Origin of the sequence: Desulfonatronospira sp. MSAO_Bac3 (assembly GCF_003838035.1) — a bacterium.
Lineage (GTDB): Bacteria > Desulfobacterota > Desulfovibrionia > Desulfovibrionales > Desulfonatronovibrionaceae > Desulfonatronospira > Desulfonatronospira thiodismutans.
Window position 1 is genome coordinate 17,714 of the sequence record NZ_QYZY01000234.1, and the last position, 21,648, is coordinate 39,361.

20 protein-coding genes and 1 tRNA gene are annotated in these 21,648 nt (G+C 51.3%); 8 read left to right on the forward strand and 13 right to left on the reverse strand.

Translation table 11 applies throughout. The features are described 5' to 3' along the window. Positions 1–100 precede the first annotated feature (100 nt). From D5S03_RS08000 to D5S03_RS08035, 8 genes are all read right to left on the reverse strand, one after another. A complete protein-coding gene (locus D5S03_RS08000; RefSeq protein WP_008871036.1) occupies positions 101–826 on the reverse strand; it encodes a 4Fe-4S dicluster domain-containing protein in 726 nt (241 codons plus the stop codon). 14 nt (positions 827–840) lie between these two features. Then, positions 841–3,408: a molybdopterin-dependent oxidoreductase gene (locus D5S03_RS08005; RefSeq protein ID WP_008871035.1), complete on the reverse strand. Its 2,568-nt coding sequence runs from the start codon at positions 3,406–3,408 to the stop codon at positions 841–843. Positions 3,409–4,178: 770 nt separating this feature from the next. After that, the gene (locus tag D5S03_RS08010) at positions 4,179–4,409 is read right to left on the reverse strand and encodes a tyrosine-type recombinase/integrase (protein ID WP_083804010.1); all 231 of its coding nucleotides are present in this window, start codon (positions 4,407–4,409) and stop codon (positions 4,179–4,181) included. A 619-nt stretch (positions 4,410–5,028) separates the two neighbouring features. Beyond that, on the reverse strand, positions 5,029–7,491 hold the full coding sequence (locus tag D5S03_RS08015; protein WP_287043388.1) for a multiheme c-type cytochrome: 2,463 nt from the start codon (positions 7,489–7,491) through the stop codon (positions 5,029–5,031). Between the two features lie 92 nt (positions 7,492–7,583). Beyond that, on the reverse strand, positions 7,584–8,255 hold the full coding sequence (locus D5S03_RS08020; protein ID WP_008871033.1) for a formate dehydrogenase subunit gamma: 672 nt from the start codon (positions 8,253–8,255) through the stop codon (positions 7,584–7,586). A 12-nt stretch (positions 8,256–8,267) separates the two neighbouring features. After that, positions 8,268–9,110 carry a 4Fe-4S binding protein gene (locus D5S03_RS08025; RefSeq protein ID WP_008871032.1) on the reverse strand — a complete coding sequence of 281 codons (843 nt, stop codon included), beginning with the start codon at positions 9,108–9,110 and terminating at the stop codon, positions 8,268–8,270. Positions 9,111–9,461: 351 nt separating this feature from the next. Continuing rightward, complete coding sequence (locus D5S03_RS08030) at positions 9,462–9,950, reverse strand: response regulator (RefSeq protein ID WP_353745150.1); 489 nt, start codon at positions 9,948–9,950, stop codon at positions 9,462–9,464. Between the two features lie 34 nt (positions 9,951–9,984). Further along, on the reverse strand, positions 9,985–11,436 hold the full coding sequence (locus D5S03_RS08035; protein ID WP_287043389.1) for a dihydrolipoyl dehydrogenase family protein: 1,452 nt from the start codon (positions 11,434–11,436) through the stop codon (positions 9,985–9,987). A 132-nt stretch (positions 11,437–11,568) separates the two neighbouring features. Between D5S03_RS08035 and D5S03_RS08040 the strand changes: the two genes are divergently transcribed. The 5 genes from D5S03_RS08040 to D5S03_RS08055 all read left to right on the forward strand — a co-directional run bounded on the left by D5S03_RS08040 (position 11,569) and on the right by D5S03_RS08055 (position 14,173). Then, the gene (locus D5S03_RS08040) at positions 11,569–11,811 is read left to right on the forward strand and encodes a ribbon-helix-helix domain-containing protein (protein WP_287043390.1); all 243 of its coding nucleotides are present in this window, start codon (positions 11,569–11,571) and stop codon (positions 11,809–11,811) included. Beyond that, entirely contained in the window at positions 11,804–12,178 is a 375-nt protein-coding gene (locus D5S03_RS08045) for a PIN domain-containing protein (RefSeq protein ID WP_287043391.1), read from the forward strand. Before D5S03_RS08040 ends, D5S03_RS08045 begins: the two co-directional genes overlap by 8 nt. A 427-nt stretch (positions 12,179–12,605) precedes the next feature. Continuing rightward, positions 12,606–12,869: a helix-turn-helix domain-containing protein gene (locus D5S03_RS08050; protein WP_287043392.1), complete on the forward strand. Its 264-nt coding sequence runs from the start codon at positions 12,606–12,608 to the stop codon at positions 12,867–12,869. Positions 12,870–13,580: 711 nt separating this feature from the next. After that, entirely contained in the window at positions 13,581–13,727 is a 147-nt protein-coding gene (locus D5S03_RS13785) for a hypothetical protein (protein WP_353745151.1), read from the forward strand. Continuing rightward, the gene (locus D5S03_RS08055) at positions 13,706–14,173 is read left to right on the forward strand and encodes a DUF2442 domain-containing protein (protein WP_287043393.1); all 468 of its coding nucleotides are present in this window, start codon (positions 13,706–13,708) and stop codon (positions 14,171–14,173) included. The genes D5S03_RS13785 and D5S03_RS08055 overlap by 22 nt, the downstream gene beginning before the upstream one ends. A gap of 164 nt (positions 14,174–14,337) precedes the next feature. Here D5S03_RS08055 and D5S03_RS08060 read toward each other — a convergent pair. From D5S03_RS08060 to D5S03_RS08080, 5 genes are all read right to left on the reverse strand, one after another. Beyond that, positions 14,338–14,414, reverse strand: a tRNA-Met gene (locus D5S03_RS08060). Between the two features lie 168 nt (positions 14,415–14,582). Further along, positions 14,583–15,464 (reverse strand): universal stress protein, encoded by an 882-nt coding sequence (locus D5S03_RS08065; protein WP_287043394.1) that lies wholly within the window; start codon positions 15,462–15,464, stop codon positions 14,583–14,585. A 153-nt stretch (positions 15,465–15,617) separates the two neighbouring features. Beyond that, positions 15,618–15,848, reverse strand: a complete 231-nt coding sequence (locus D5S03_RS08070) for a hypothetical protein (RefSeq protein ID WP_008871028.1) — start codon at positions 15,846–15,848, stop codon at positions 15,618–15,620. 100 nt (positions 15,849–15,948) lie between these two features. Further along, positions 15,949–17,394 carry a UTP--glucose-1-phosphate uridylyltransferase gene (locus tag D5S03_RS08075; RefSeq protein ID WP_287043395.1) on the reverse strand — a complete coding sequence of 482 codons (1,446 nt, stop codon included), beginning with the start codon at positions 17,392–17,394 and terminating at the stop codon, positions 15,949–15,951. Between the two features lie 23 nt (positions 17,395–17,417). After that, positions 17,418–18,731, reverse strand: a complete 1,314-nt coding sequence (locus D5S03_RS08080; RefSeq protein ID WP_008871026.1) for an ATP-dependent 6-phosphofructokinase — start codon at positions 18,729–18,731, stop codon at positions 17,418–17,420. Between the two features lie 373 nt (positions 18,732–19,104). On the opposite strand from D5S03_RS08080, the gene D5S03_RS08085 reads away from it, so the two are divergent. The 3 genes from D5S03_RS08085 (at position 19,105) to dsrM (ending at position 21,645) form a co-directional block, all read left to right on the forward strand. Next, positions 19,105–19,551, forward strand: coding sequence for an Hsp20/alpha crystallin family protein (locus tag D5S03_RS08085; protein ID WP_008871025.1), 447 nt, complete (start codon positions 19,105–19,107; stop codon positions 19,549–19,551). Positions 19,552–20,014: 463 nt separating this feature from the next. Continuing rightward, the gene (locus tag D5S03_RS08090) at positions 20,015–20,524 is read left to right on the forward strand and encodes an RsbRD N-terminal domain-containing protein (RefSeq protein ID WP_008871024.1); all 510 of its coding nucleotides are present in this window, start codon (positions 20,015–20,017) and stop codon (positions 20,522–20,524) included. A 47-nt stretch (positions 20,525–20,571) separates the two neighbouring features. After that, complete coding sequence (gene dsrM, locus D5S03_RS08095; RefSeq protein WP_287043396.1) at positions 20,572–21,645, forward strand: sulfate reduction electron transfer complex DsrMKJOP subunit DsrM; 1,074 nt, start codon at positions 20,572–20,574, stop codon at positions 21,643–21,645. Positions 21,646–21,648: the final 3 nt, after the last annotated feature.

Genomic DNA, 21,648 nt, shown 5'->3' on the forward strand with positions numbered 1-21,648 from the left:
TGTAGATGTGTCCCGGATGCAATGCACTTTGACTGCATTTCCGGGTGATGTTCAAGGTGTTTTCCGGCAATAACAGGGTATTACACAGAATATGAAGATCTTAGATCATGCCCTTGCCAGCTTCGTACACGCAGGGGCAGAATTCCCTGACATAAAACACTCTGGGCTCAGTACCCAGTTCCGGCCGGAGTTTTTCCGCCCGGAACAGTCCGAGCACCCGGTTTACCAGACTGTCCGGGTCGTCCAGATCTCCGAAGATACGGGCATCGCATGGGCAGACCTCCACGCACCAGGGCAGCTCACCGTTGACCACGCGGTGGCGGCAGAAATGGCATTTCTCCACAACCCCGGTGGGCCGGATGGCCTGATAATTGTAGTCCGGGTCCGGGTTGTACAGGGGCCAGTTGGGCACATTCAGGGCCCGGGCCTGTTCCCGGGGGGACATTGTACAGTCGGGTATCACCGCGTCATCATTTTCCCATTCCCTGTGCGGCTTGTTCCAGGTATAGTTGATCACCCCGTAAGGGCAGTTCACCAGGCAGTAGCGGCAGCCGATGCACTTGTTGGGATCGTGGGCTGTTATGCCGCCCTCGACCTTGTGCAGAGCCCGGGTGGGGCAGCCGCGCACGCAAGGGGCGTTCTCGCAGTGATTGCAAAGCGTGGGCCGGTAGTAATATCGAACATTGGGAAATGTGCCCAGGGTCTCGGTCATCTTGTTGGACCAGCGTACCCCTTCCGGCAGGTTGTTTTCATACTTGCATCCGGTAATGCAGGCTCCGCAACCCCCGCAGCGCTGCAGATCTATAACCATGGCATATCTTGGCATTTATCTATCCTCCTCTATACTTTTTCCACTTTAAGACGGATGTGGCCATAAAACGCTGTAGAGCCGCTCAGGCGGTCGTTGTCCGCGGGAATGATATCATTGTTGTTGGCTCCGTGAGGCTCCTGACCGAAAACTTTGGAGGCATAGCGTCCGTAGGCCCAGTGTCCCTGACCGAAGCACTTGGCAACAGTGCCGGGCATGCATCCTTCCCAGAGTGCCGCCGTAGTGACTATGTTGCCGATGGGCGTGGTCAGCCTGATCTTGTCCCCGTCCTTGACACCCAGACGTTCTGCATCCCTGGGATTTAGCTTGGCTACGTCCTCGTAGGGCCTGTCACCGGGGTCCACGTCTTTCATTTCGTTGTACCAGGCACAGTTGGCCGAGCGTCCCTCTCGATTGAGCCTGGACTTGTAGTCCACAAACTTGAAGGGATATTCTTCCGGGTCCCCCCATTCGTAGGGGTTTTCATGGTGGGGTATGAAGGCCATCTCCCCCCTGGCTTCGTAGTTGCAGACCTCCAGGACGCGGTCTACGCTGACGTTGTGCCTTTCTGCGTGTTTTTCCAGGGCTTCCTTTAATGTCTCACTATAGAATTCGAACTTGCCTGTCTTGGTGCCCATGTTGCTCCAGCGGTGGCGGTACTCGTACTCATCCGAATTCCAGCAGCCGACTTCCTTGAATTCATCCCAACTGTTAAACCTGTCTCCACCCTGGTGCTTGCTGGGATCCCAGTACCGCTGGGTCCTGATTTTCAGGGAATACAGGTCCAGTTCCTCGCCGGTTGTGGGTTCTCTGCCGGTCTCGGGGTCCTTGAATGTTTTGTAGAAGTTGAGCAGGTTGTCAAAGCCGCGTTCAGCCAGTTTTTCCGCCAGCATCCAGGGTATCTCTGTTTCCATGGCCTTGGCGTCCCAGATGGAATCCACCATGGGACTGCTGATGGCGGCTGAAGTATGTCTATGGCTTGAATGGCTGAGGGTGGCCCACTGTTCGTACATACAGTTTTTCACCGGCAGAACCACGTCGGCATACCAGGACATCTCCGAAGCATGGGTGGTCATATGGGCGAAGAATTCAAACTTTTTCATGGCCTCGGCCCAGCGCTGCGTGCCCGGACAGGAGAAATTGAAGTTGGCGAAATAACCCATGCCCACTTTGGGCAGGTAGGGATCTTCGTCCAGCATGGCGTCGGCTACGTTGTTGGTGTTCACTCCGCCTCCTGACACCCCCCGGGCAAGGTTGGGCCATTCCAGGCGGCCGCGCTGATCGATCTTTTCCTTTTGATTACCTTCTTCAGCAATGGAGTCTATAAAGTCGTCATGGGACGGCAGGCCGTGATAGTTATTGGAATTGTAGGCCAGGACCCCGCCCTCATTGTCGATGCCTCCGGTGAGACCGTTGAGGGCGTAGGTTGCCATGGAAGCGTAGGATCCTCGGGGCTGCATTCCAGGTCCTCCGCCCACCCAGACCATGCATCTGGGAGCGGCGTCGGCAAATCCCAGGGCAACCCTTCTGATCTGGTCAGCGGGAACTTCGCAGAGCTTTTCCGCCCATTCAGGGGTGGTATCCTTGACGTGCAGGTTCCACCATCTGACCAGGCCATGGGTATGATTTTCCTCGAATGTATCCTCGTCAACAGTCTCACCCTGTACAAACCTGTTTTCTCCGTCTTTGAAGTCGCCCACAAAAGGCTTGTACCACATGCCCTCGGTGAGGATCACATGGGCCATGGCACAGGCCAGGGCTCCGTCATATCCCGGTTTGACCGGGAGCCATTCATCGCACTTGGAACCGGTGCCGGACAGCCTGGGCTCAATGGAGCAGATGCGGGCGTTATCCAGGACCTCACCCCAGTCCCTGAGGGCCGTTGAAACCTGGCGATTAGCCACCAGGGGGTCTGCGCCCCAGCTCAACACGTATCTGGTCCTGGGCATGTCGTACTGCATGTAGGCCCATTGTCCATCCAGGAAATAGCGCATTTTCTCGGCCTCGGCGCAGATGGAACTGTGAGATATGTTGTTGGGAGAGCCGATTATTCTGGGTACGCTGCTGTAAAACATGCTGTTTACCGCAGTATATCTGCCCCGGAATAGAACAAACTTATGGGTCTCGCGGTTGTCTCGAAGTTCCATAATTTTATCCGCCAGCATGTCCAGGGCCTCGTCCCAGGATACAGGTACAAAACCAGGGTCTTCATTTTTTCCCTTATTGGGGTTGGTCCGCTTCATAGGGGTCTTGACCCGGTCCGGATCATAGAGCTGCTGCAGGGCCAGGTGCGCGCGCGGGCAGCAGTATGTGCTGTTGGTTTGGGAATGCTCGTGCCCCCGCATCTTGATTGCCCGTCCGTTTACCACAAAGACCTGCAGGGAGCACCAGGTGGTGCATCCAGTACAGAAGCTGCTTTTCCATTCACCCTGCATTACTCCGGGCGCAGCATGGGCCGTATCCGTGCTGAGCGCCCTGAGGGTGGGTCCTCCCATGGCCAGGCCGGCGCCTGTAACTGCTGCCCCTTTGACAAAGGTTCTGCGGGAGATCCTGGTGGACCCGCCGTGATCTTCACTGCCGCCGATGTTCATTTGTTTCATGGCTCCTCCTCAAGGTAATTAATAATATTATAAAACAGCCCAAAAAGCTTTGCCTGTAAATCCATAAGGAAATAAAACTGTACATTTTAACAGGGCAAGCATCGTGCCACCATGGGCGATGGCTTCCGGCAAAGGGCATGGTTCAGCGGTCAGCTCATATGACTGGATTAAACTTAATGAAGTGAAGCAGTGGAAAACATACAAGAGCAGGGTGATTTTTGTGTTCTATTCAGACATAAAACTGATGATAAGAGTAGAAGTGAATAAAATCAGGCTGTTGATTGTGTCCAAAATTTGGACACGCAGGACAGATGAAAGGGCAGGGTGGATACCTTTTGGACAGGATTAAGAAGATGTAGCCCAGACTGCAAAATTTTTCTCTGGGAGGCTCCATCTCGTGTCCCAAAGTTAGCACTATCAACAAGCCAATTTTGGGACAATCACGCCTGAGGCGTGACGGAAGAGCCAGTCCCATGCCACATGCAAAGCGCTGACAGATACGATGGGAGAGACAAGCTGAACTCAGGGCTACTCGTGAAAATCTTATTAAGTCACTGACATAATGTTTGAGATAGTACAGCGAGATATAAAAAAAATCGAATTAGGTCTCTTGAATCGCTCGATGCAGTAAATGATCTATTTGAACTATCATTCAAGTGCTCGTCTTTAGATGAATTTACCAGCTATTTGAAGGAGTTATCCAAATAATAATCAGTTTATTTGTGTGGCCACCCTGAGCCCATACACCCAGGGTGGCCCGCATCCTTTCCTTAAGCTACTTTTCCCAAAGGCACTGTGTTCACCGCCTCCGCCAGGGTTTTATCTGCAAGGTGCGCGTATCTCATTGTTGTCTTTACCTGGGTATGCCCCAGTAGCTTCCCTGCCTCATACAGATTTCTATCTGCATTAACCAGGAAACTGGCGAAGCTGTGTCGTAAAGTATGTTGCTTCACATCTTCCAGCCCGGCTTTCTCCCTGGCTTTAAACCAGGCTTTGTAAATGGATGTAAAGGGTTTGCCGGTTTCTGGATTAGTGAAAACATATGGTCCACTCCGCTTCGGGTCCTTAAGTTATGTCTATTGCCTTATCAGAAAGATGAACAACCCTGGTTACCAGTCTTGGTAACCGGAAACCTGCTGGTTTTTTTTAAGGTCGACATCTTCCCATTTAGCATACAGGGGAAGAAAATGGACAGGTACTTTGAGTAGCTTATTTAACCTTTATATAAGACATACTTTATTTGTAGAGTATTTGTCCAGACATTTCCAGAGAAAAACATGAGAAAAATGATAACGTGTGATAAACAGAGTAGATCAGGGTCGAACAAGAGAGAGGTCCCGGTGTTTGACCTCGGTTATATGCCAGCAGCGTCTTTATGTCATAGTGCGTAATTAAAAAATATGCTTTCCCATTTCAGCAGTTAACCAGGTTTTCTCAAAGACAGAGGAGCCCGGGAAAAACATGTTTGAGGACAGAAAGGAATTAATAAAAAAAGCATCCCAGAGCCAGAATCGGCAAAAAACGTTACCAGAAGCCGTCAAAATATCCGGAAAGCGGGTTAACAGAAGATAAGAAGCGGCCCTGCCTTAAGAGCCGCTTCTTATCCTGTCTTCATTGTTACTATTTATGACATTCCAGACACTTTTCCCGGGTTTCCTGGTAAAATGCATGATCGTGGTTGCCGTACATATCACCGCCGGAATGGTAGAGGTGAAAGCGCAGTTCCCAGTCGGCCAGGTCGTCTTCCGTATCCTGGTGGCAGGAATAGCAGGTTGAGGCCATGGGTGCGTTCACCCCTGCGCCTTCCAGGTACCTGTCTTTCATTTTGTCACCGATTACACCCATACGGTCTGGATATCCCTGGGTAAAATCGTGGGTATCATCCGTGTGACAGGCCTGGCAGTCCAGTATAGTGTTGGGGTAGGTGACGTAGGAATAGCCGCCCTCGTAATGACCATCCACTGTGTGGTCCCGGCGGCGGTCAAACTTGGCCCGTTTCTCTCCCGTACCATGGATGGCATGTATAATGTACATAAAGTCCACGGTTCCCTGATTGGCACTGGCGTCACGGCTCAAGGAACCTGAATTATGACATGAGATGCAGGAGGAAATGTCCTGGTCTCCGTATGTGCCGTGGCGGCCTATGGTATTATGACAGCCCAGGCAGCTTTCTGTGTCCACCTTTGCCCCGGGATCTCTGTCTAAGGTGTTGCTTCCGGAACCAAGACTTATGTATGCCATGCGGCTGTTCAGGTCCATCTCGGCAGGTCCCATTTCCAGAACCACGAATCCGTCTCTGCCGCTTCGGGCCTGTTCAGGCAGTGGCTGTTCAAAAGTGGTTACAGCAGTGGTTTCATCGCCGCCAGGTTCGGTGTTGTCTACGTGGGCCACCTGTTGAGCGGGGTCGCCCATGGCTCCGGTATCCTCGCGGGGAGGAATGCCGTCGTTGATCCATGAATTTTTGTAGCCCCAGCCAATGCCTATACGTACAGCATCATCATCAAAGTCGGCAGGATCTCCCTGGAACAGATATGTTCCGTCCCGGCCGGAAAACAGGTCCTGGTATTCGCCGTCTTTGTGTATCCGCCAGGTGACTCTGGGGCTTTCCCCGGCGACTGCATTCTCTACCTCGACTACTTCCATTTCGTAGCTGCGGGCTGTTGCCAGTTCTTCCAGCCTTTCGCTCAGGCCGTGATAGTAATCTGCTGTATGTTCGATGGGCTTGTCCTCTCCGTGACAGCTGGAGCAGTTGTATCCGCAGTCATAGGTGCTCTGGATGTAATCGTAATCCGGATCATCCGGTTCAGCCTCCCAGAAGACCACTCCGCCTTCACCGTGACAGGTGGCGCAGCCGTCCGGATCGGGATTTTCGCGCTGCCAGGCGTAATCACCTCCCCCGGTCTGGGCATGGCATGAGGTACAGTTGGCCACTCCCGGACTGTTGGGATAGGGGGTGTCGTCGCTTGGCCGGGAGGTTCTGCCGAAGGTCCAGTCAGGAAACCTGACCTGCTGATAGGCATAGGCGTCGGCAACATAGCCTTCCATGCCGGCGTGTATTTTGTGGGTCATAACGTTCATGTCCATGCTGGGCCAGCCGTCCACTTCGGCGTAAGCGTTGCGGGAATCCCAGGTGTAATCGTTGTGACAGTTGGCGCAGACCGTGGGGTCCTGACGCTGTTCGCCGTGAACCTCATTGGTGGGAAAGCGCAGGTCATCGCTGTGACAGGTGAAACAGGTGCCTTCGGCCATGGCCTCACCGGCGGTGTGCCTGCGTTGGTCCCGGGAAAGGAGTTCCGCGCTGTTCTGGCCGTCATATTTGAAGTCGGCCACTGCGTTGAAGCGTACATAGTAGTCCTGGCCTCTGTTTCTTTCAGTCACGCCCACGCGGTAGACACCCTCTTCCCAGTCGCCGTATTGATTGATCTCTTCTATGAATTCACGCACATATTCGTGGTATTCAGTGTCATCAGGATCACCGTAGGTGGTTGGGTCATCATCTCCACTGCGTCTCCACAGCACTCCATCGCTGAAGTCGATGGGCTGGAGTTCGCCGCTGACGTTGCCGAAGTCCCCGGGACCGGCCTTTAGCTTAGTGGTAAAGCGCATGCCGCCGTACACCTCTTCGCCGCCGGTCAGGGCGTCATCGTCCTGCATGCGCAGATTCCCGCCCCGGATGACCTTGACCCCGTCGCCGTACATAGGATCATCCTGGGGGCCGCGTTCCCTGGTGCGCTGCAGCATGTTCATCCAGGTGTTTTCCTCTTCTATCCATTTGGCTATGGTCAGCTCAATGTGCACATGGTCCTTTTCATAGTCCGGAACTACAAAGGTCACTTCCACTTCGCCGCCGTTTTTGATATCCACTTCTGTAATTTCAGCAGTTACAGCCGGGGCTGTGTCTATGTGGTGGGCCTCATCCTTGTCTATTCGCGGTCCCTCTGGCAGTAGGGGAACTATCCAGTATCCATCATCGTCATATCTGGCCTGGGCGCTGGCCTCGCCGCTGTCACAGCCGGACAGGGCAAGGCTGAGCAGCAGAAGTCCCAGGATCATCGCCTGCATGCCGGATTTTTTGTTAACCATGGGTTGTCCTCCTTGGCGTTCTGAAATCTTTTGATGACCCCGTTGAACCGGGGTTGAAAACCTGCATAGTTGAAAAAGGGGTGACTTCTGCCTTAACCGCTCTGACTTTTTTCTGAAGACCCCTTGACTTTCGGGGCCAGCTCCTCATCCCACCATTTGCGGTGCTCCAGCTTGACATAGCTCTCGGTCACCTTGCCGTGAATCATGGACGGAATAGCCCAGTAGACCACGGTAAAGTAAACGTGGCCCAGAGTCATGATAGTGATGACGAATACGGAGATAATATGCACGGTGCCCATGAGGTTCAACATGGCGGGGCCCATGTGACCGACTCCAAACCACTTGATCAGGCCGGATACGCCCAGGGTAACAAAGAGAATGCCCATAAATATGTGATGCATTTTGTGTCCGGCGTTGAGTTTGCCCTGCGGCGGTATTCCCTGGGTTTTGCCCAGTATATAGTAGGGCATGCGCAGGTGAAATCCGATGTCGCTTTTTTCGAAATTCAGGGAATCGCGCACGAACTCTCTGAATCCTTTTGGATCGATTACCAGGTAAATCAAAGGCACCGCCAGAAATACCACGGCAAAAATCCTGTGCAGGGTGCCGGGGATTCCGCCTTCAGCCAGGAAGGTCAGTCCCGGGGTGACATAAGTAAGCCCTGTGCCCAGAAGAACAAAAAAGGCGGCGGCATGAATCCAGTGTACCAGCCTTCGTCTGGCATTAAACCGTTCCAAGACTATTTCGTTATTGTTCTGCTGCATTGTCCGTCTCCTTTAAAGTTTGCCTTCCTGTCTGAGGCGCTCTACTTCTTTTTTATGGTTGCGCCGGGCAAAAAAGTACACCACGCCCAGAATGGCCATGGCCACTCCGGACAGGGACAAGATCCCTGGCCTGAGGACATCTTTCCAGAGCATCAACTTGTCATCCACAACTGCTGCTGCGGTGGGGCCCGGCAGATCATAGACATAAGGGTCATCCGCCAGGATCCAGATGAGATTCAGATCTTCCTCGCCGTATAGCTGAGCCTTGGTTAAAGGGTAGTTGTTTTTGATTTCATCAAGCCTTTTTTTGGCCATATCCATGAGTTCATTGCGGAAACCGAAGAAAAGGGCGTTTTCCGGGCAGGCCTGAGCGCAGGCCCCGCAGGCGGTGCAGCGGTTTATCCAGACGTTGCGCAGGCTGAAGTATGTGAACCTGGAAAGCTCGGGATGCTGGAAAGGGCAGGCGTCCACACAGTAGCCGCAGGCCATGCATTTTTCAGAATCAAAGCTGACCAGCCCGAATTCGTCCTTGTAGGTGGCACCTGTGGGGCAGGCCCGGGCGCAGGACGGACGGATACACTGCATGCAGGAATGGCGTCTGGTGATGTGAATGGGAGTGCCGGGAGCCGCCTTCTGGCTCATTCTGATGACGTTGTGCTCCTCAGGCAGCCCGTTTACCCGCTCACATGTTCTTTCACAAATCCCGCAATTGATGCATTTGATGCTGTCGTAAAGAAACGCGGCCTGAGTGCTGGAGGCTTGGCTTGTGCCGGCAGCGCCTTTGGCCAGGAGAAGGCCTCCCGTGGCTGCAACACCTTGTTTCAGGAAAATGCGCCGATTGATCAAGTTGTTCATAGCTCCCTCCCTTTGGTCATACTTTCCTCCCTAGTTCATTTTTATGCTGCAGATCAAAAGATCTCAATCAGATTGAACGTGGCCGGACATCATGAACTGCCGCATAATATTAACTATTTAGTTTGGCTGTAATTACCTACTTATTTGGTATGTTTTATTTCATACTATCTTAATTTCGAACAAAGTCAAGGGAGTAAAGCTGTGCATTTCAGCAGGAAAAGCATAGCGTCACCGGGTACGATAACCTCCGGCAATGGGCATGGCTCAGCGGTCAGCTCACGTGACAGGATTGGATTTAATGAAGTGAAGCAGTGGAAAACATACAAGAGCAGGGTAATTTTTGTGTTCTATTCAGACATAAAACTGATGATAAGAGTAGAAGTGAATAAAATCAGGCTGTTGATTGTGTCCAAAATTTGGACACACGGGACAGATAATGAGGCAGGGTGTTGAGTTTTTATCTGGGCACCACAGGTATAGGCGTTTGTCCTCTGCCCTCTGCCCTTTATCCTCTGCTCCATACCCCATGCTCCATGCCCTATGCTCCATGCTTCTTATCCGTCGCGTGGCCTCCACTCCATCCATGACCGGCATATGTATATCCATGATAATGCAGTCGAAGTTCTGGTCGGCAAGAATATCCAGAGCCTGCTGTCCGTCTTCGGCCAGGCTCACAACATGTCCGGACTTCTCCAGCAGGAGCTTCATGGGCAGCTGATTGGAAGGGTCATCCTCGGCCGGGAGAATGCGAAGCCGGCCTTTGCCTGTGTCTGCTTTAAAGGTAGACTGTAACTGATCACTCTCGGAATGTTCAGGCAGCCCAAGGGGCAGGGAAAGCAGGGGACAGGTACCCCCGCACTTATTTTTTAAAAGGTTATCCGCAGGCCCGCCCCTTGAGGCTGAAAAAGAATTTCAGTCCTTTTTTGATCTTTTCGGAAAATATTTTCGGGGCCAGGTATGATCCAGCCACCCGTTTGTTGATCTCGCCCAGGGTAGGATACGGGTGCACAGCCGAGGCCAGGGTGGAAAGCTTTACTTTACCGCTTAAGACCGCCACCCATTCATTTATCAGTTCCCCGGCGTCAGGACCCAGGATCTGAACTCCCATCACTTTTTCCTTTTTATCCAGAACCATTTTGATCTTTCCGGCAGTGTTGCCCATGGCCAGGCTTCGGTCATTTCCGGAAAATTCCTCGATCCAGACATTATAATCAATCCCGGCCAGGGCTGCCCTTTTCTCGTTCATGCCCACTCCGGCCAGCTCAGGATCTGTATAGGTGCACCAGGGCAAAAAGGTGTAGTCCACTTTTCTCGGCAGTCGGAATACGGCGTTGGCCAGGACGATGCCGCCTTCATATCCGGCCGCGTGGGTGAACTGATAGTCACCGGTTATGTCTCCTGCGGCGAATATATGTTTTTGAGAAGTCCTGAGCCTTTCATCCACGTAGATTCCCCTGGAACCGAATTCAACTCCGGCATTTTCCAGATCAAGTCCTGCTGTATTGGGAGTTCTGCCCAGGGCCACCAGTATGGTTTCAGCAGACAATTTCTTTTCATTTCCGCTAAAGTCCTTGATTATGACCTGTTTTTGCTGGCCATGGTCCTTCACCTCAAGAACACTGCTGCCAAGATGGATATCAACCCCTTCCGTTCTAAGAATGTCCAGGAGTTCATCAGCCAGATCCCTGTCTTCCTTGCTGAGGATCTGGTCGCTTCTTTGAAGCATGGATACTTTTGTGCCCAGCCTGTTCATGGCTTGGGCCATTTCAACGGCAATCGGGCCTCCTCCCAGGATGATCATGGACTGTGGGAGATGGTCTAGATAGAATATTTCTTTATTGGTGATACACGATGTCTTGTCCAGGCCTGGTATATCGGGAATGCCCGGAGAAGATCCCGTGGCGATGAGCCATTTTTCCGCGGTTACCCTTTGATTATCCAGGAGGACACTGTGCTCGTCCACAAAACTGACCGTTCCAAACTCGACCTTAGCTCCCAGCTGGCAGAACCGCTCTTCTGAATCATGCTTCTGGACAGTGGAAATAACATCCAGAATCCTCTGCCTGACCAGTGAATAATCCACCGGGCCGGGGTCCACCATGGGCAGGCCATACTGCTGCGAATTCTTTATGGTGTGCATGGCTTTTGCCGTATGAATCAGTGTCTTGCTGGGAACGCAGCCGTAATGCAGACAGTCTCCACCCAGTTTTTCTTCTTTTTCAGCAAGAAGGGTCCTGGCACCCAGCCTGGCCGCACCTGAGGCCGCTGTAAGACCCGCTGCGCCGCCGCCGATAATTCCCAGGTCATAATCGAATTTATGGGCCATGATTGTTACTCAATGTTTAAGGGTGCAGTTTATCTGATCAACTTGAATTACCGGGTCTTATGACTTGCGGTCACAGATACTCTTTGATACATGATAACGATAGATATGATGATGTCAAAAAGGAGAAGGAGCATGGCCGGTCAAAGAACAATTATCACCTTGCCGGATGAAGACAGGGCCTGGCTTGAAAGCTATAGCAGGACATACGGAATATCCATGGCCGAAGGAGTTCGCAGGGCACTCAGAATGCTCAGGGAAGATCGGGAGAAAGACGTCTACCGGGCTTTGGTTGAGCAAACCCGGGGAACCTGGAAACAGGGAGACGGCTTGGAGTATCAGCAAAGAATGAGAGCGGAATGGGAAAACAATGCCTGAAATGCTCATTGATTCGGTTATTCTCATTGATCATTTCAATGGCCTGGAGCAGGCCACAGAGTTTATTCTGAAGCTGAATCCAGACAACTCGGTGATTTCCGTGATTACCAGGGCAGAAATTCTGGTTGGATTTGCTGAAGACGAACTTGATGTTCCCAAAGCCCTGTTGGATCAGTTCAAGACCCTGGAAATCGATAAAAGAACCGCTGACAGAGCAGCTGCACTGCGGCGGGAATACGGCTGGAAATTGCCGGATGCGCTTCAGGCCGCCCTGTCCATTGAAAACAATCTCACACTCATTACCCGCAACACCAAAGATTTTGATCCAGGCCGTCATTCTTTTGTAAAAATTCCCTACCGGATCTGAACTCCATCTTTACACCTCGCGCTTGACGCAATATGTAAAGATGATGTTTACATTTGGCGTTTGACGCGATGTGTAAACTATTCCCAATATCAGCAACAAATGCTTAGGCTGCCCATGCTGGACACGAAGAGCTTCTCCCTGCCGGAATTCATCAATCATGTTCAAAGAAAAGACAAGGGTGAAACAAAGGTATCATTTTTACACTTCGCGCTTGACCCGATATGTAAAGATGATCTTGATGATCTTTGTCTCCTCTTTAAGGTAAATTTTATGTAATTATTCAGGGTGCCGGTAATCATCACCGAGAGAAAACCAGGCCTACTCTCCAGCCGTACGCGGCAGAGCCGCCCGCCTGTCACGCCTATGGCGTGATTGAATAGCTCAATGAGCCAGCCCGCAGGGCATTCAACTGAAACCCTTAGGGGAATTGAAGGAAGAAATTCTAAAAGATCCTGATGTCAAAAGGGAATATGACCGCCTGCAGGATGAGTTTGGCTTTGCTTCCATGCTTATTGAGGCCAGGACAAAGGCCGGGCTCACTCAGACCGAATTTGCCAGGCGCATGGGCATGAAGCAGGCAGGAATAGCCCACCTGGAGTCCGGCAGGCATAATCCGAGCATGAAAACGCTGCAGAAATACGCAGCGGCAACAGGGCATGAATTGTCCGTCCGTATGCTGCCAAGGATGTAGTGAAGGTAACTCAAGAGAAACTTGCAGCAAGAGAGGAATCTTTTTATGGCAACATTACTTGATGATCTGACCTCTGAAAAGCCAGAGGTGCAGCCTGAGCAATAGCCGGCATGGGCCGGATATTAGGATGCCATTTTTTATCAACACCCCCGCCGAAGCTGCACCCGCCGAGTGTGCTATCATAATTGTGACAAGCCGACTTGATTATCCTACTGCAATAACAGGAGTAAGTTTTTCAAGTTTGTCACTGGACATATTCCAACACCTATATGACGTTATAACCCCGGCCTGTGGATGGGCCACAAGCCGGGGCCTCACCACACAAACCTGATATGGAGGTTAGCATGGCAGAATTGAATGAAGTCACAAAAGGCGACAAAGGCAACCCAATATTAGAGAATTCTCAGGGTCTTGATTGCAATAAACTAACGCAAACAGCAGACAATTATTGAAGGGCTTGCAACGATTTTGGTTCTGGGCAAGCAACAGGAAATGGCTGCCGCTGCCTACATCAAAGGGGGAGAACCCCTGGAACCTGAAGACGAGGAATTAAACAGCAAGGTCCAGCAGGGAGGGAGGTCGTTTTTTTCTCACCTTGACATATAGAAAAATTTTCCATATATTGAACTTGTGACAACCAAGCATCGTTTCTATAACAAGTATCGTCTGGAAATCAGAGAGCGAGACCATAATCCGCCTCATGCACATCTTGTGGGAGGTGATTACGATGTCTTGATTGTCATTGAAACTTTGCAGACTGAAGGAGTTTGGCCTAAAGGACTTAAAAATGAGGTGTTGTCTTGGATTGAAAAGAATAAGGCATCACTCTTGGAGGAATGGAACCGATGGCACAAATGAAACGCCCACGACTGAAAAAAGTTGAGGTTTTGCCAAATTTCAAACTGCGCTTAACTTTCATCGATGGTTCGATTCATACGGTCAGTTTTGAACCAATTTTCAACGAATCTCCAGGTCTTTCCAGGCTGAAAAAGAGGGAGAATTTTGCTGAGGCAACCATTATTGAAGGAGAAGGATGGGCAGTGGTTTGGCCGGAACTTGATATCCAGATTGGGGCCGACACGCTTTTATTGGATGCCCAGGCCCAAAACGCACCTGATGAAAACACCCGGATTTTTGCACAATGGCGCGCCAGAAACAGCCTTTCTTTGAAAGAGGCTGCTGCGGCATTGGGGCTGACACCACGTACCATCAGCGCTTATAGCACAAGCAGTCGACCAGTACCTAAATACATCGCCTTGGCTTGCAAGGGGTGGGAGGCTGAACGCTCCTGTCATCATTCCTGAAATTGAAGACCTGATAATGAATTAGAAGGCTGCTGCTTCTTCCCAGGGGTTTTGCCATAGGCATATGGTAACCATGCAGGGGGCAGGTATCGGACAGGAGTAGGACAAACTGTCATAAAACAAAAAGGGGTTCAGGATAAGTACCTGAACCCCTTGTATTTTTGTGGTAGCGAGGGAGGGACTTGAACCCCCGACACTGCGGATATGAGCCGCATGCTCTGACCTCCTGAGCTACCTCGCCTCGAAAACAGATACAATAACTCTTTTGATGAAAAAATCAAGAGTTTTGTTTGGGGATTTTGCGGGTGGTCGTCGTAAATAAGGGATTATGCGTGTCGTAGTAAATTTTTCGCTGCAGTGCCAGCCATGCAATTAAAAACCATTGCAGATAAAGCCCGCGGATCCGGCCTCAATGGTGTATCCAGAGGCTGGCCTGCCGGAAATTCTTGAAGACTTTTTCGCTCACTGAACCCATAAAAAACCGGCCCAGTCTGCCGGGGCTTTTATGCCGCTCGGTACGGCCCATGGCGATTACTGCAAAACTGTTCTCCCGGGCATAGTCAAGAATTGTGCGGGCAGTATCTGTTCTGTCCAGGCTTTTGGCGGTTATCCTCTTCTGGTCAATGTTGTTGTCCAGGAGTCGGTCTACAGTGCTGTTTATGATTTTTTCCCGGTCTGCCTGGCTCCCGGAACCGGCAACGTGCAGCACCGTGATGTCATGCTCCGGCTCCCCGGCCAGGATGAAGCCCGCGTGATCTGCTGCACCCAGGCTTGCTTCAGACCCATCGGTGCAGATAAGGATATCTTTCTTTGCTCTGACCGGTTCCCGGCAGATCCACAGGGGCATTTCGCATTCCTGGTGCAGAAGTTTGCTGCTGATGCTGTCCTGGACCAGGCTTTCCAGCATGCCGATTCCCCTGTGACCAAGGACCAGGGAGTCGTAAAGACCTTTGCGGCCATAAGAGACCAGATCATGCACCGTGGAGAAGGTCTGCATCTTGAGATCGGTTTTCAGACTGTCTCCGGTAAAGCCGTAACCTTCGAGTTTTTCCCGGGCAGACTGCAGGGCCAGCTTGCCTTTTTCCAGGCTGGCGTGCTGCATCTGAGTGGTCTGATGCGGGGTGGGATCCCCGGGTTCGGCCATGGTCTTCTGGGGATTGTAGGCGATATTAAGCATGTCCACGCGAATCTCGCCCTTGTTGTGGAAAAAGTAGCCAAGGAATCGGGCCCCGTACTGGAGGGAAGCATCATCGCTTACAGCAAGGAGAAAGTGTTTATTCAGTTTTTGCATTTTGTTTTTTCCGGGTTGCACTACGGTCCTGTTCAGGCCGGCGTAGGCATATCAGGCACGGGATTGTGCTTGAGCTGCAAAAAAAATGCAGAGGGGCCGGGGATAGTAAAGGCTGTTTCCGGTCCCCTCTGATCCAATGTTTTGTTCAGTTGGTCATACCATTTTGTCCACCATAGTACCCTGTCCTTCTGCATTAGCAGCCCCGGCCTCGGCCTGGGCAGGCTGTGCGGGCTGGGGTGCGGCCTGAGGCGCAGTCTGGGCATCTGCAGCGGCCTCGGTTTCGTTGAGGGTTTTCTGAATAAGTTCCTGTCCCAGCTCATGATTCTGCAGGGAGTTGTTTAGTGCCGTAAGGCCTCCTCCTACGCTGAATCCTTGAATATCCATAATTAGCCTCCTTTTAATTTTTTTCAGGGGACCGAAAAACGCCTTTCGCCCCCTTTATCGGCTGATTAAAAGAAGACTTTAGGGTCAGAGGCTGATTTTTTTATAAATTCACCTGACCCTCGAGTTCTGACCCGTCCTGGATGGTGACCGGTTTTGCAGAAGTATTGCGGATAAAGGTATTGCCTTTTATTTTTACGTCCCGGCCGAAGTACACGTTGCCTTCCACCCTGAGTTCCTGGCATTCCAGCAGGGAAGGAATCCCGGCGGCGAACCGGTCTTCAAACTGGTCGATGTTCTTGAAGAATCCTGAATCCAGGTGAATATCCGGCATGGGATCCTTGCGCCGGGGGTTGGGCACGATGGTCATCATGTCGGTCATTTCGTACAGGTCGGATTTTACAGCCAGCAGGTCGCTGGTGGTCTTGACCGGTGCAAAGCGGTCCCTGGGGACGTTCAGGGCACCTGCATGGTCGAACGCGGAAATGGCCGAACCCATGGCTGTTTCCAACTGGTAGACCTTGGGGGAGTCCGGGTTTCTTGGGTCAAGGTTTTTGGTATTGATTATGAGGTCAAGGGGGACCATCCTGTGCCTGACGAATACTTTTTCCAGCTCTTCCAAATTCAGCCAGATGGAGTTGGTGTTGAAAAATGAATATTTCTGGATATCCATGAAGTCTTCCAGTTCATTTTCCGGGCACTGGGCTATCTCTCTGACGGCCAGGCGGTCGTTTTTCAGCAGCCTGCACAGATGACCGCCCTTGCGGTCGGTAATGGTCCGGGGAGTGACTTCCATAAGAAAAGTAAACTCCTTGGCCTTGAGGTAGCCCAGGATATTTTCGTCCACCGTGGCCCCGAGATTGTCCGAATTGGAAATAAAGGCGTACTTGTACCCTTTTTCCAGCAGGTTTTTGAGTACTCCGGAAGTGACCAGGGCGGTATAGATATCTCCGTGTCCAGGCGGGTTCCACTCCAGTTCTGGATTTTCAGGCCACTTGGCAGGGCTCAGGTCGTCGGCCAGTATTTTGGGGTACTTATGCTGCAGAAAAGCCTGGGGCAGGTGATAGGGGTTGTCTATCTCCTGGACATGCATCATGGTATCCATATGGGTTCTGAAGCTGTTCATGAACAGAAGGGGCACCCTGGTCTGATACTTTTCCCGCAGAACCTTGATCTGTTCTGCTATTAGATTCAGAAATGACTTTTCTTCGCGGACCTTAATAAGGGACTTGGCTTTTTCCAGACCCATGCTGGTGCCCAGGCCGCCGTTGAGCTTGATGACAGCCAGTTCGGAAATGGCCTCAGGGACTTTTTCCCTGTACTTGGATATGCTGTCCAGGCTTTCCAGTTCATTCTGTTCTACCGGAATGATTTCCTGCTGTGTGAGTTTGCCCTGGCTGCCGTAAAGAAGCTGGGAAAAATAGCACTTGAAAAGATTGACCACTATGGGCGGCAGGGACTGTTCCTCCATCTTCAGGGCATAGGCCTTGAACATCTGCATCAGGTCCGGATCGGTGTTTGAAATGCACTCCAGATTCTTACTATCCATATCTCCTCCGTTATTGATTAATCTCAGCAGTTATCATTTTTTTCCGGGTTTTCCATGGAAGAAGGCTGGCCAGTGCTGGCCAGGACTGAACCCCAATAGTTGGAGTTTATGTTCAGGGTCTTGCGCTTCTGGGTTACCAGGGAAAGGGGCAGATATATGTAGCGGTCCTGGATCATGCTGACCACCATGCTTGTTTTGCCGGCCATGCCTGCATGCACGGCGTGCTGGCCGAGAAATCCACAGTACACCCGGTCATTGGAGTTGGCCGGTACAGAACGGATAATGTAGCTGGGGTCAATGAATTTTAATGTTATTTCCTGTGCTTTTTTATGGAAGTGGTCCAGGATTTCCTTGCGCAACAGGGAACAGATATCGCCCAGAATAATGTTTCCCGAGGGGTCGGCACCCTTGCGGTCAAAAAGTTCCTGTCCGGCACCCTCGGCAACCACAATGACGGCGTGTCCCCTTTTGTCCAGCCTTTTTTCCAGGTGTCTCAAAAAGCCGTTGGAGCCGTGCAGGTCGAACCTGGATTCGGGTATGAGGACAAAATTGACTTCTTTCAGGGCTATGGTGGCCTGGGCGGCGATAAAGCCTGATTCGCGGCCCATGAGTTTGACCATGCCGATGCCGTTGGGTGCGCCCAGAGCCTCGGCATGGGCGCATCCGATGGCTTCGGTGGCCTTTTCCACTGCTGTATCGAAGCCGAAGGTTTTGGAAACGAAGTGAACATCATTATCTATGGTCTTGGGCACACCGATGATAGACATCTTGTTGCCCCTCCGGGCTACCTCCTGCTGGATGGCCTGGGCCGCCTTCATGGTGCCGTCGCCTCCGATCATGAACAGGATGCTTATGTTCATACGTTCCATGGCGTCCACAATATCCTCCGGCGGTTGAGGCCCCCGGGAAGAGGACAGGATGGTGCCGCCGAATTCGTGGATATGGCTTACTGAATCCGGTGTGAGCTCTTCTACGGGATGTCCGTAACTGGGGATGAAGCCCTGAAGCCCGAAGCGTATGCCCAGAACCGATGGGACCTTGTAGTTGTGATGGGCCTCCATGACAATGGCCCTTATGACGTCGTTGATCCCGGGGCAGAGGCCGCCGCAGGTAACAATGGCGCACTTGGTCTTGGAGGGGTCGAAAAAAAGGTTCGACCTGGGTCCGGCCACCTCGATTTCCAGAGGGATGGGGCCGTTGGGCTCCTCGCCGATCATCTCCGGGTCCAGGTTCATGGGTACTGTTTCGCGGTCTTCAATGTAACGCCACAGAGGCAGGGGCGAGGTGACTTTGGACGGGCCTATGGTTTCGATTCTGGTATCGTAGCTGGAGCTCATCAATATCGTTCCTGAGGTTTTATGTTTGAAATGTTTTTAACGCTTTGCAATTGCTTAGCTTAATCCCTGAAGAGTTTTCAGTATTCAGGTGATGACGTCATTTTTACGTAGGTAAGGATATTATAAGCACAAACTTTGTCAACTCTGAATGTTGGGGGTAAAGGGGAGCGGGCCTGGAAAAAGTGGTTGACACTTCCGGTTGAATGCTTAAACCACAAAACCATAGCGGTATCTGTTAAGCACTTTTAAGGAAAGCAGGGTAAAGGCACATCCGCACATATTTTTTTGAAAAAATGACAGGTATTAAAAATAAGTACGGGGAGAGCCACTTCCCAAATAGCGATAGCGATAGATATATGATCAGGAGATGAGTATGAGCAAGCACCACAATCCCTGGATGGAGATCCAGAGCATGCGCGAGGAAATCGACAGGATAATGGATGATGCCCGGGACTGGAGTATGGGACGGGCATCGGACAGGGACAGGTTTGCTTTGTGGCGTCCTGTGGCCGACCTGTACGAGACAGTGGATCAGTACATTATCGAGCTGGAGCTTCCAGGTGTGGATCAGGAAAAAATCAGCCTGGAGTCCAAGGGCGGCCATCTTCTGGTGCACGGGGAAAAGAGAATAGAAAAGGAGGCTACTGGAAGTGCTTACCAGCTGGTGGAGAGGTCTTACGGACCCTTCAGCAGAAAGTTTCAGCTCCCCAGAAATGTAGATTCCGCAGGCATAAAGGCTGTATTTAAAAACGGTGTGCTCACCGTCTCCATCCCCAAGAAAGACACGCCTTCAAAATCAGTGAGCATCAAGGTGGAATAGTTTTTTTATAAGAAAGGCATTTCATACCCCGAGGCCCCTTACTGATGTGACTGCAAAAAGTCTTTTTGCAGTCACAAGAACTCAGAGGTAAGTAAAAATAAAGAGTTGAGTCCCGCGAACCACGCGAACCACGCGAACCACGCGAAGCGCGTGGCAGGACGCGTGGTCGATTTCTCAATCCCAGAATTCCGCAATGTATCAATCCTACCTGAATTAATAAACTGTTTAAGTTTACACTTGTTAAATTTTTCTCAAATCTTTCTTGACGATTGAGGCCGGCTGGTTTAGAAAGTGCTCAATTATACCAATGCAGGCTTCTACCCGGCCGGCTGAGCTTTTTACCTGCCGTGAACCGGCAACAGGCCTGTTTTGCTCCGGGCAGGTACAGGTTTTTGGCTTCGCTGCCTCTCCGGTGTGTTTGATTTTTCCAACAATCACTACAATAAGGATCAAGGGTATTATAATGAGTCTGGATGCGAGCATTAAGCAGCACAAATCCCAAATTCTCAACCTCTGGCTCAAAAAATTCACCGATACATACCCGGATGAATCCGCCCGCTTCTTCAAGAACAGCCCCGGACAGTTCAACAATCCCGTGGGCTACACCTTCCGCGTGAATATGGAAAAGATTTTAGACGAATTTTTCCAGGACAACGACCAGGAAAAAATGCGCCAGTACCTGGACGGCATAACCCGCATCCGGGCAGTACAGGGTTTTTCCCCCACCGAGGCCCTCTGTTTTCTGCCCATGCTTCGGGAAACCATCTGGGAAGTCTGCGGCCGGGAGATCGAGAGCAACAACCAGTACGGAGACTGGGTTGATCTGCTCACAAGACTTGACCGGCTTACATATCTGGCATTCGACATCTACATGTCCTGCAGAGAACAGCTCTGGAAACAGCGCTCCGAGATGTTCCACAACAGGACCCACAAGCTTCTGGAAAGAGCCATAGCAAAAAACGCTGCGGAATAGTTTTGGTTTTTTGTATAATGTCTAATCTTTAAAAGAGGTTGCAGCACATGAAAGCGATTTACTCACTGATTCTGGTTGTAGCCCTGATCCTGATTGCCATGGTGGGCGCCGGAGCCCTTGGTATGGGTGCTCTTTTTGGAGTGATCATACCCTATCTTGCGGTGCTGGTTTTCATCGTGGGTTTTGTGGTCAGGGTGGTCCAATGGGGAAAGACTCCGGTGCCGTTTCGCATACCTACAACCTGTGGGCAGGCCAGGAAGTCATTGCCCATGTTCAAGGACAAGTGGAACAGACTGGACAATCCCGGCACCAAGCTGGGGGTCGTGGGCCGCATGTTCTTCGAGGTTTTTCTTTTCCGTTCACTTTTTCGAAATACCAGGGTGGAACTGCATCAGGGTCCGCACATTGCCTACTCTTCCAGCAAGTGGCTGTGGATCTTCGCCCTGATATTTCATTACACATTCCTGGTGATCTTTCTACGGCACATGCGCTTTTTCACAGAGCCTGTTCCTGAGTTGTTCGTGACCATGGATCACATGGACAGCATGTTCCAGATTTTAAGCCCCGCTCTATATCTTTCCAGCGCGCTCATCCTGGTGGCCCTGGGCTATCTGCTGCTTAGAAGACTGCTGGTACCTTCTGTGCGCTATATTTCCCAGCCGGCGGATTACTTTCCTCTCTTTCTCATCCTGGGGATCGTGATATCGGGTATGCTCATGCGCTATATAGGGCCCTTCAAAACAGATCTCATGGCCGTCAAAGAGTTGACCATGGGCCTGGTTCAGTTCAGTCCCACCGTGCCCGATGGTATTGGAGCCACATTCTTTGTACATCTTTTCCTGGTCTCTGTGCTGCTCGTCTATTTTCCTTTCAGCAAGCTCATGCATCTGGGCGGAGTTTTCCTGAGTCCCACCAGGAACCTTCCCAATGACAGCCGCGAAAAGCATCATGAAAATCCCTGGAATTATCCGGTGAAGTTCCATACTTATCAGGCTTATGAAGACGAAAACAGGGAAGTAATGGTCGAGGCCGGGCTGCCGGTGGAAAAGCCTCTGGAAGAAAAGACCGAGGAAGCTTCCGGGGATGAAACCTCAGATGATAATGCTGAAAAGAAGGAGTAAACA

What these genes read in the sequence shown, in the direction of transcription:
- D5S03_RS08020 (WP_008871033.1), bottom strand. Translation starts at nt 8,255, where the DNA reads ATGCAGCAGAACAATAACGAAATAGTCTTGGAACGGTTTAATGCCAGA.
- D5S03_RS08040 (WP_287043390.1), top strand. Translation starts at nt 11,569, where the DNA reads ATGGCCGGTCAAAGAACAATTATCACCTTGCCGGATGAAGACAGGGCC.
- D5S03_RS08000 (WP_008871036.1), bottom strand. Translation starts at nt 826, where the DNA reads ATGCCAAGATATGCCATGGTTATAGATCTGCAGCGCTGCGGGGGTTGC.
- D5S03_RS08005 (WP_008871035.1), bottom strand. Translation starts at nt 3,408, where the DNA reads ATGAAACAAATGAACATCGGCGGCAGTGAAGATCACGGCGGGTCCACC.
- D5S03_RS08035 (WP_287043389.1), bottom strand. Translation starts at nt 11,436, where the DNA reads ATGGCCCATAAATTCGATTATGACCTGGGAATTATCGGCGGCGGCGCA.
- D5S03_RS08075 (WP_287043395.1), bottom strand. Translation starts at nt 17,394, where the DNA reads ATGGATAGTAAGAATCTGGAGTGCATTTCAAACACCGATCCGGACCTG.
- D5S03_RS08015 (WP_287043388.1), bottom strand. Translation starts at nt 7,491, where the DNA reads ATGGTTAACAAAAAATCCGGCATGCAGGCGATGATCCTGGGACTTCTG.
- D5S03_RS08070 (WP_008871028.1), bottom strand. Translation starts at nt 15,848, where the DNA reads ATGGATATTCAAGGATTCAGCGTAGGAGGAGGCCTTACGGCACTAAAC.
- D5S03_RS08055 (WP_287043393.1), top strand. Translation starts at nt 13,706, where the DNA reads ATGGAACCGATGGCACAAATGAAACGCCCACGACTGAAAAAAGTTGAG.
- D5S03_RS08025 (WP_008871032.1), bottom strand. Translation starts at nt 9,110, where the DNA reads ATGAACAACTTGATCAATCGGCGCATTTTCCTGAAACAAGGTGTTGCA.
- D5S03_RS08080 (WP_008871026.1), bottom strand. Translation starts at nt 18,731, where the DNA reads ATGAGCTCCAGCTACGATACCAGAATCGAAACCATAGGCCCGTCCAAA.
- D5S03_RS08045 (WP_287043391.1), top strand. Translation starts at nt 11,804, where the DNA reads ATGCCTGAAATGCTCATTGATTCGGTTATTCTCATTGATCATTTCAAT.
- D5S03_RS08065 (WP_287043394.1), bottom strand. Translation starts at nt 15,464, where the DNA reads ATGCAAAAACTGAATAAACACTTTCTCCTTGCTGTAAGCGATGATGCT.
- dsrM (WP_287043396.1), top strand. Translation starts at nt 20,572, where the DNA reads ATGAAAGCGATTTACTCACTGATTCTGGTTGTAGCCCTGATCCTGATT.
- D5S03_RS08090 (WP_008871024.1), top strand. Translation starts at nt 20,015, where the DNA reads ATGAGTCTGGATGCGAGCATTAAGCAGCACAAATCCCAAATTCTCAAC.
- D5S03_RS08085 (WP_008871025.1), top strand. Translation starts at nt 19,105, where the DNA reads ATGAGCAAGCACCACAATCCCTGGATGGAGATCCAGAGCATGCGCGAG.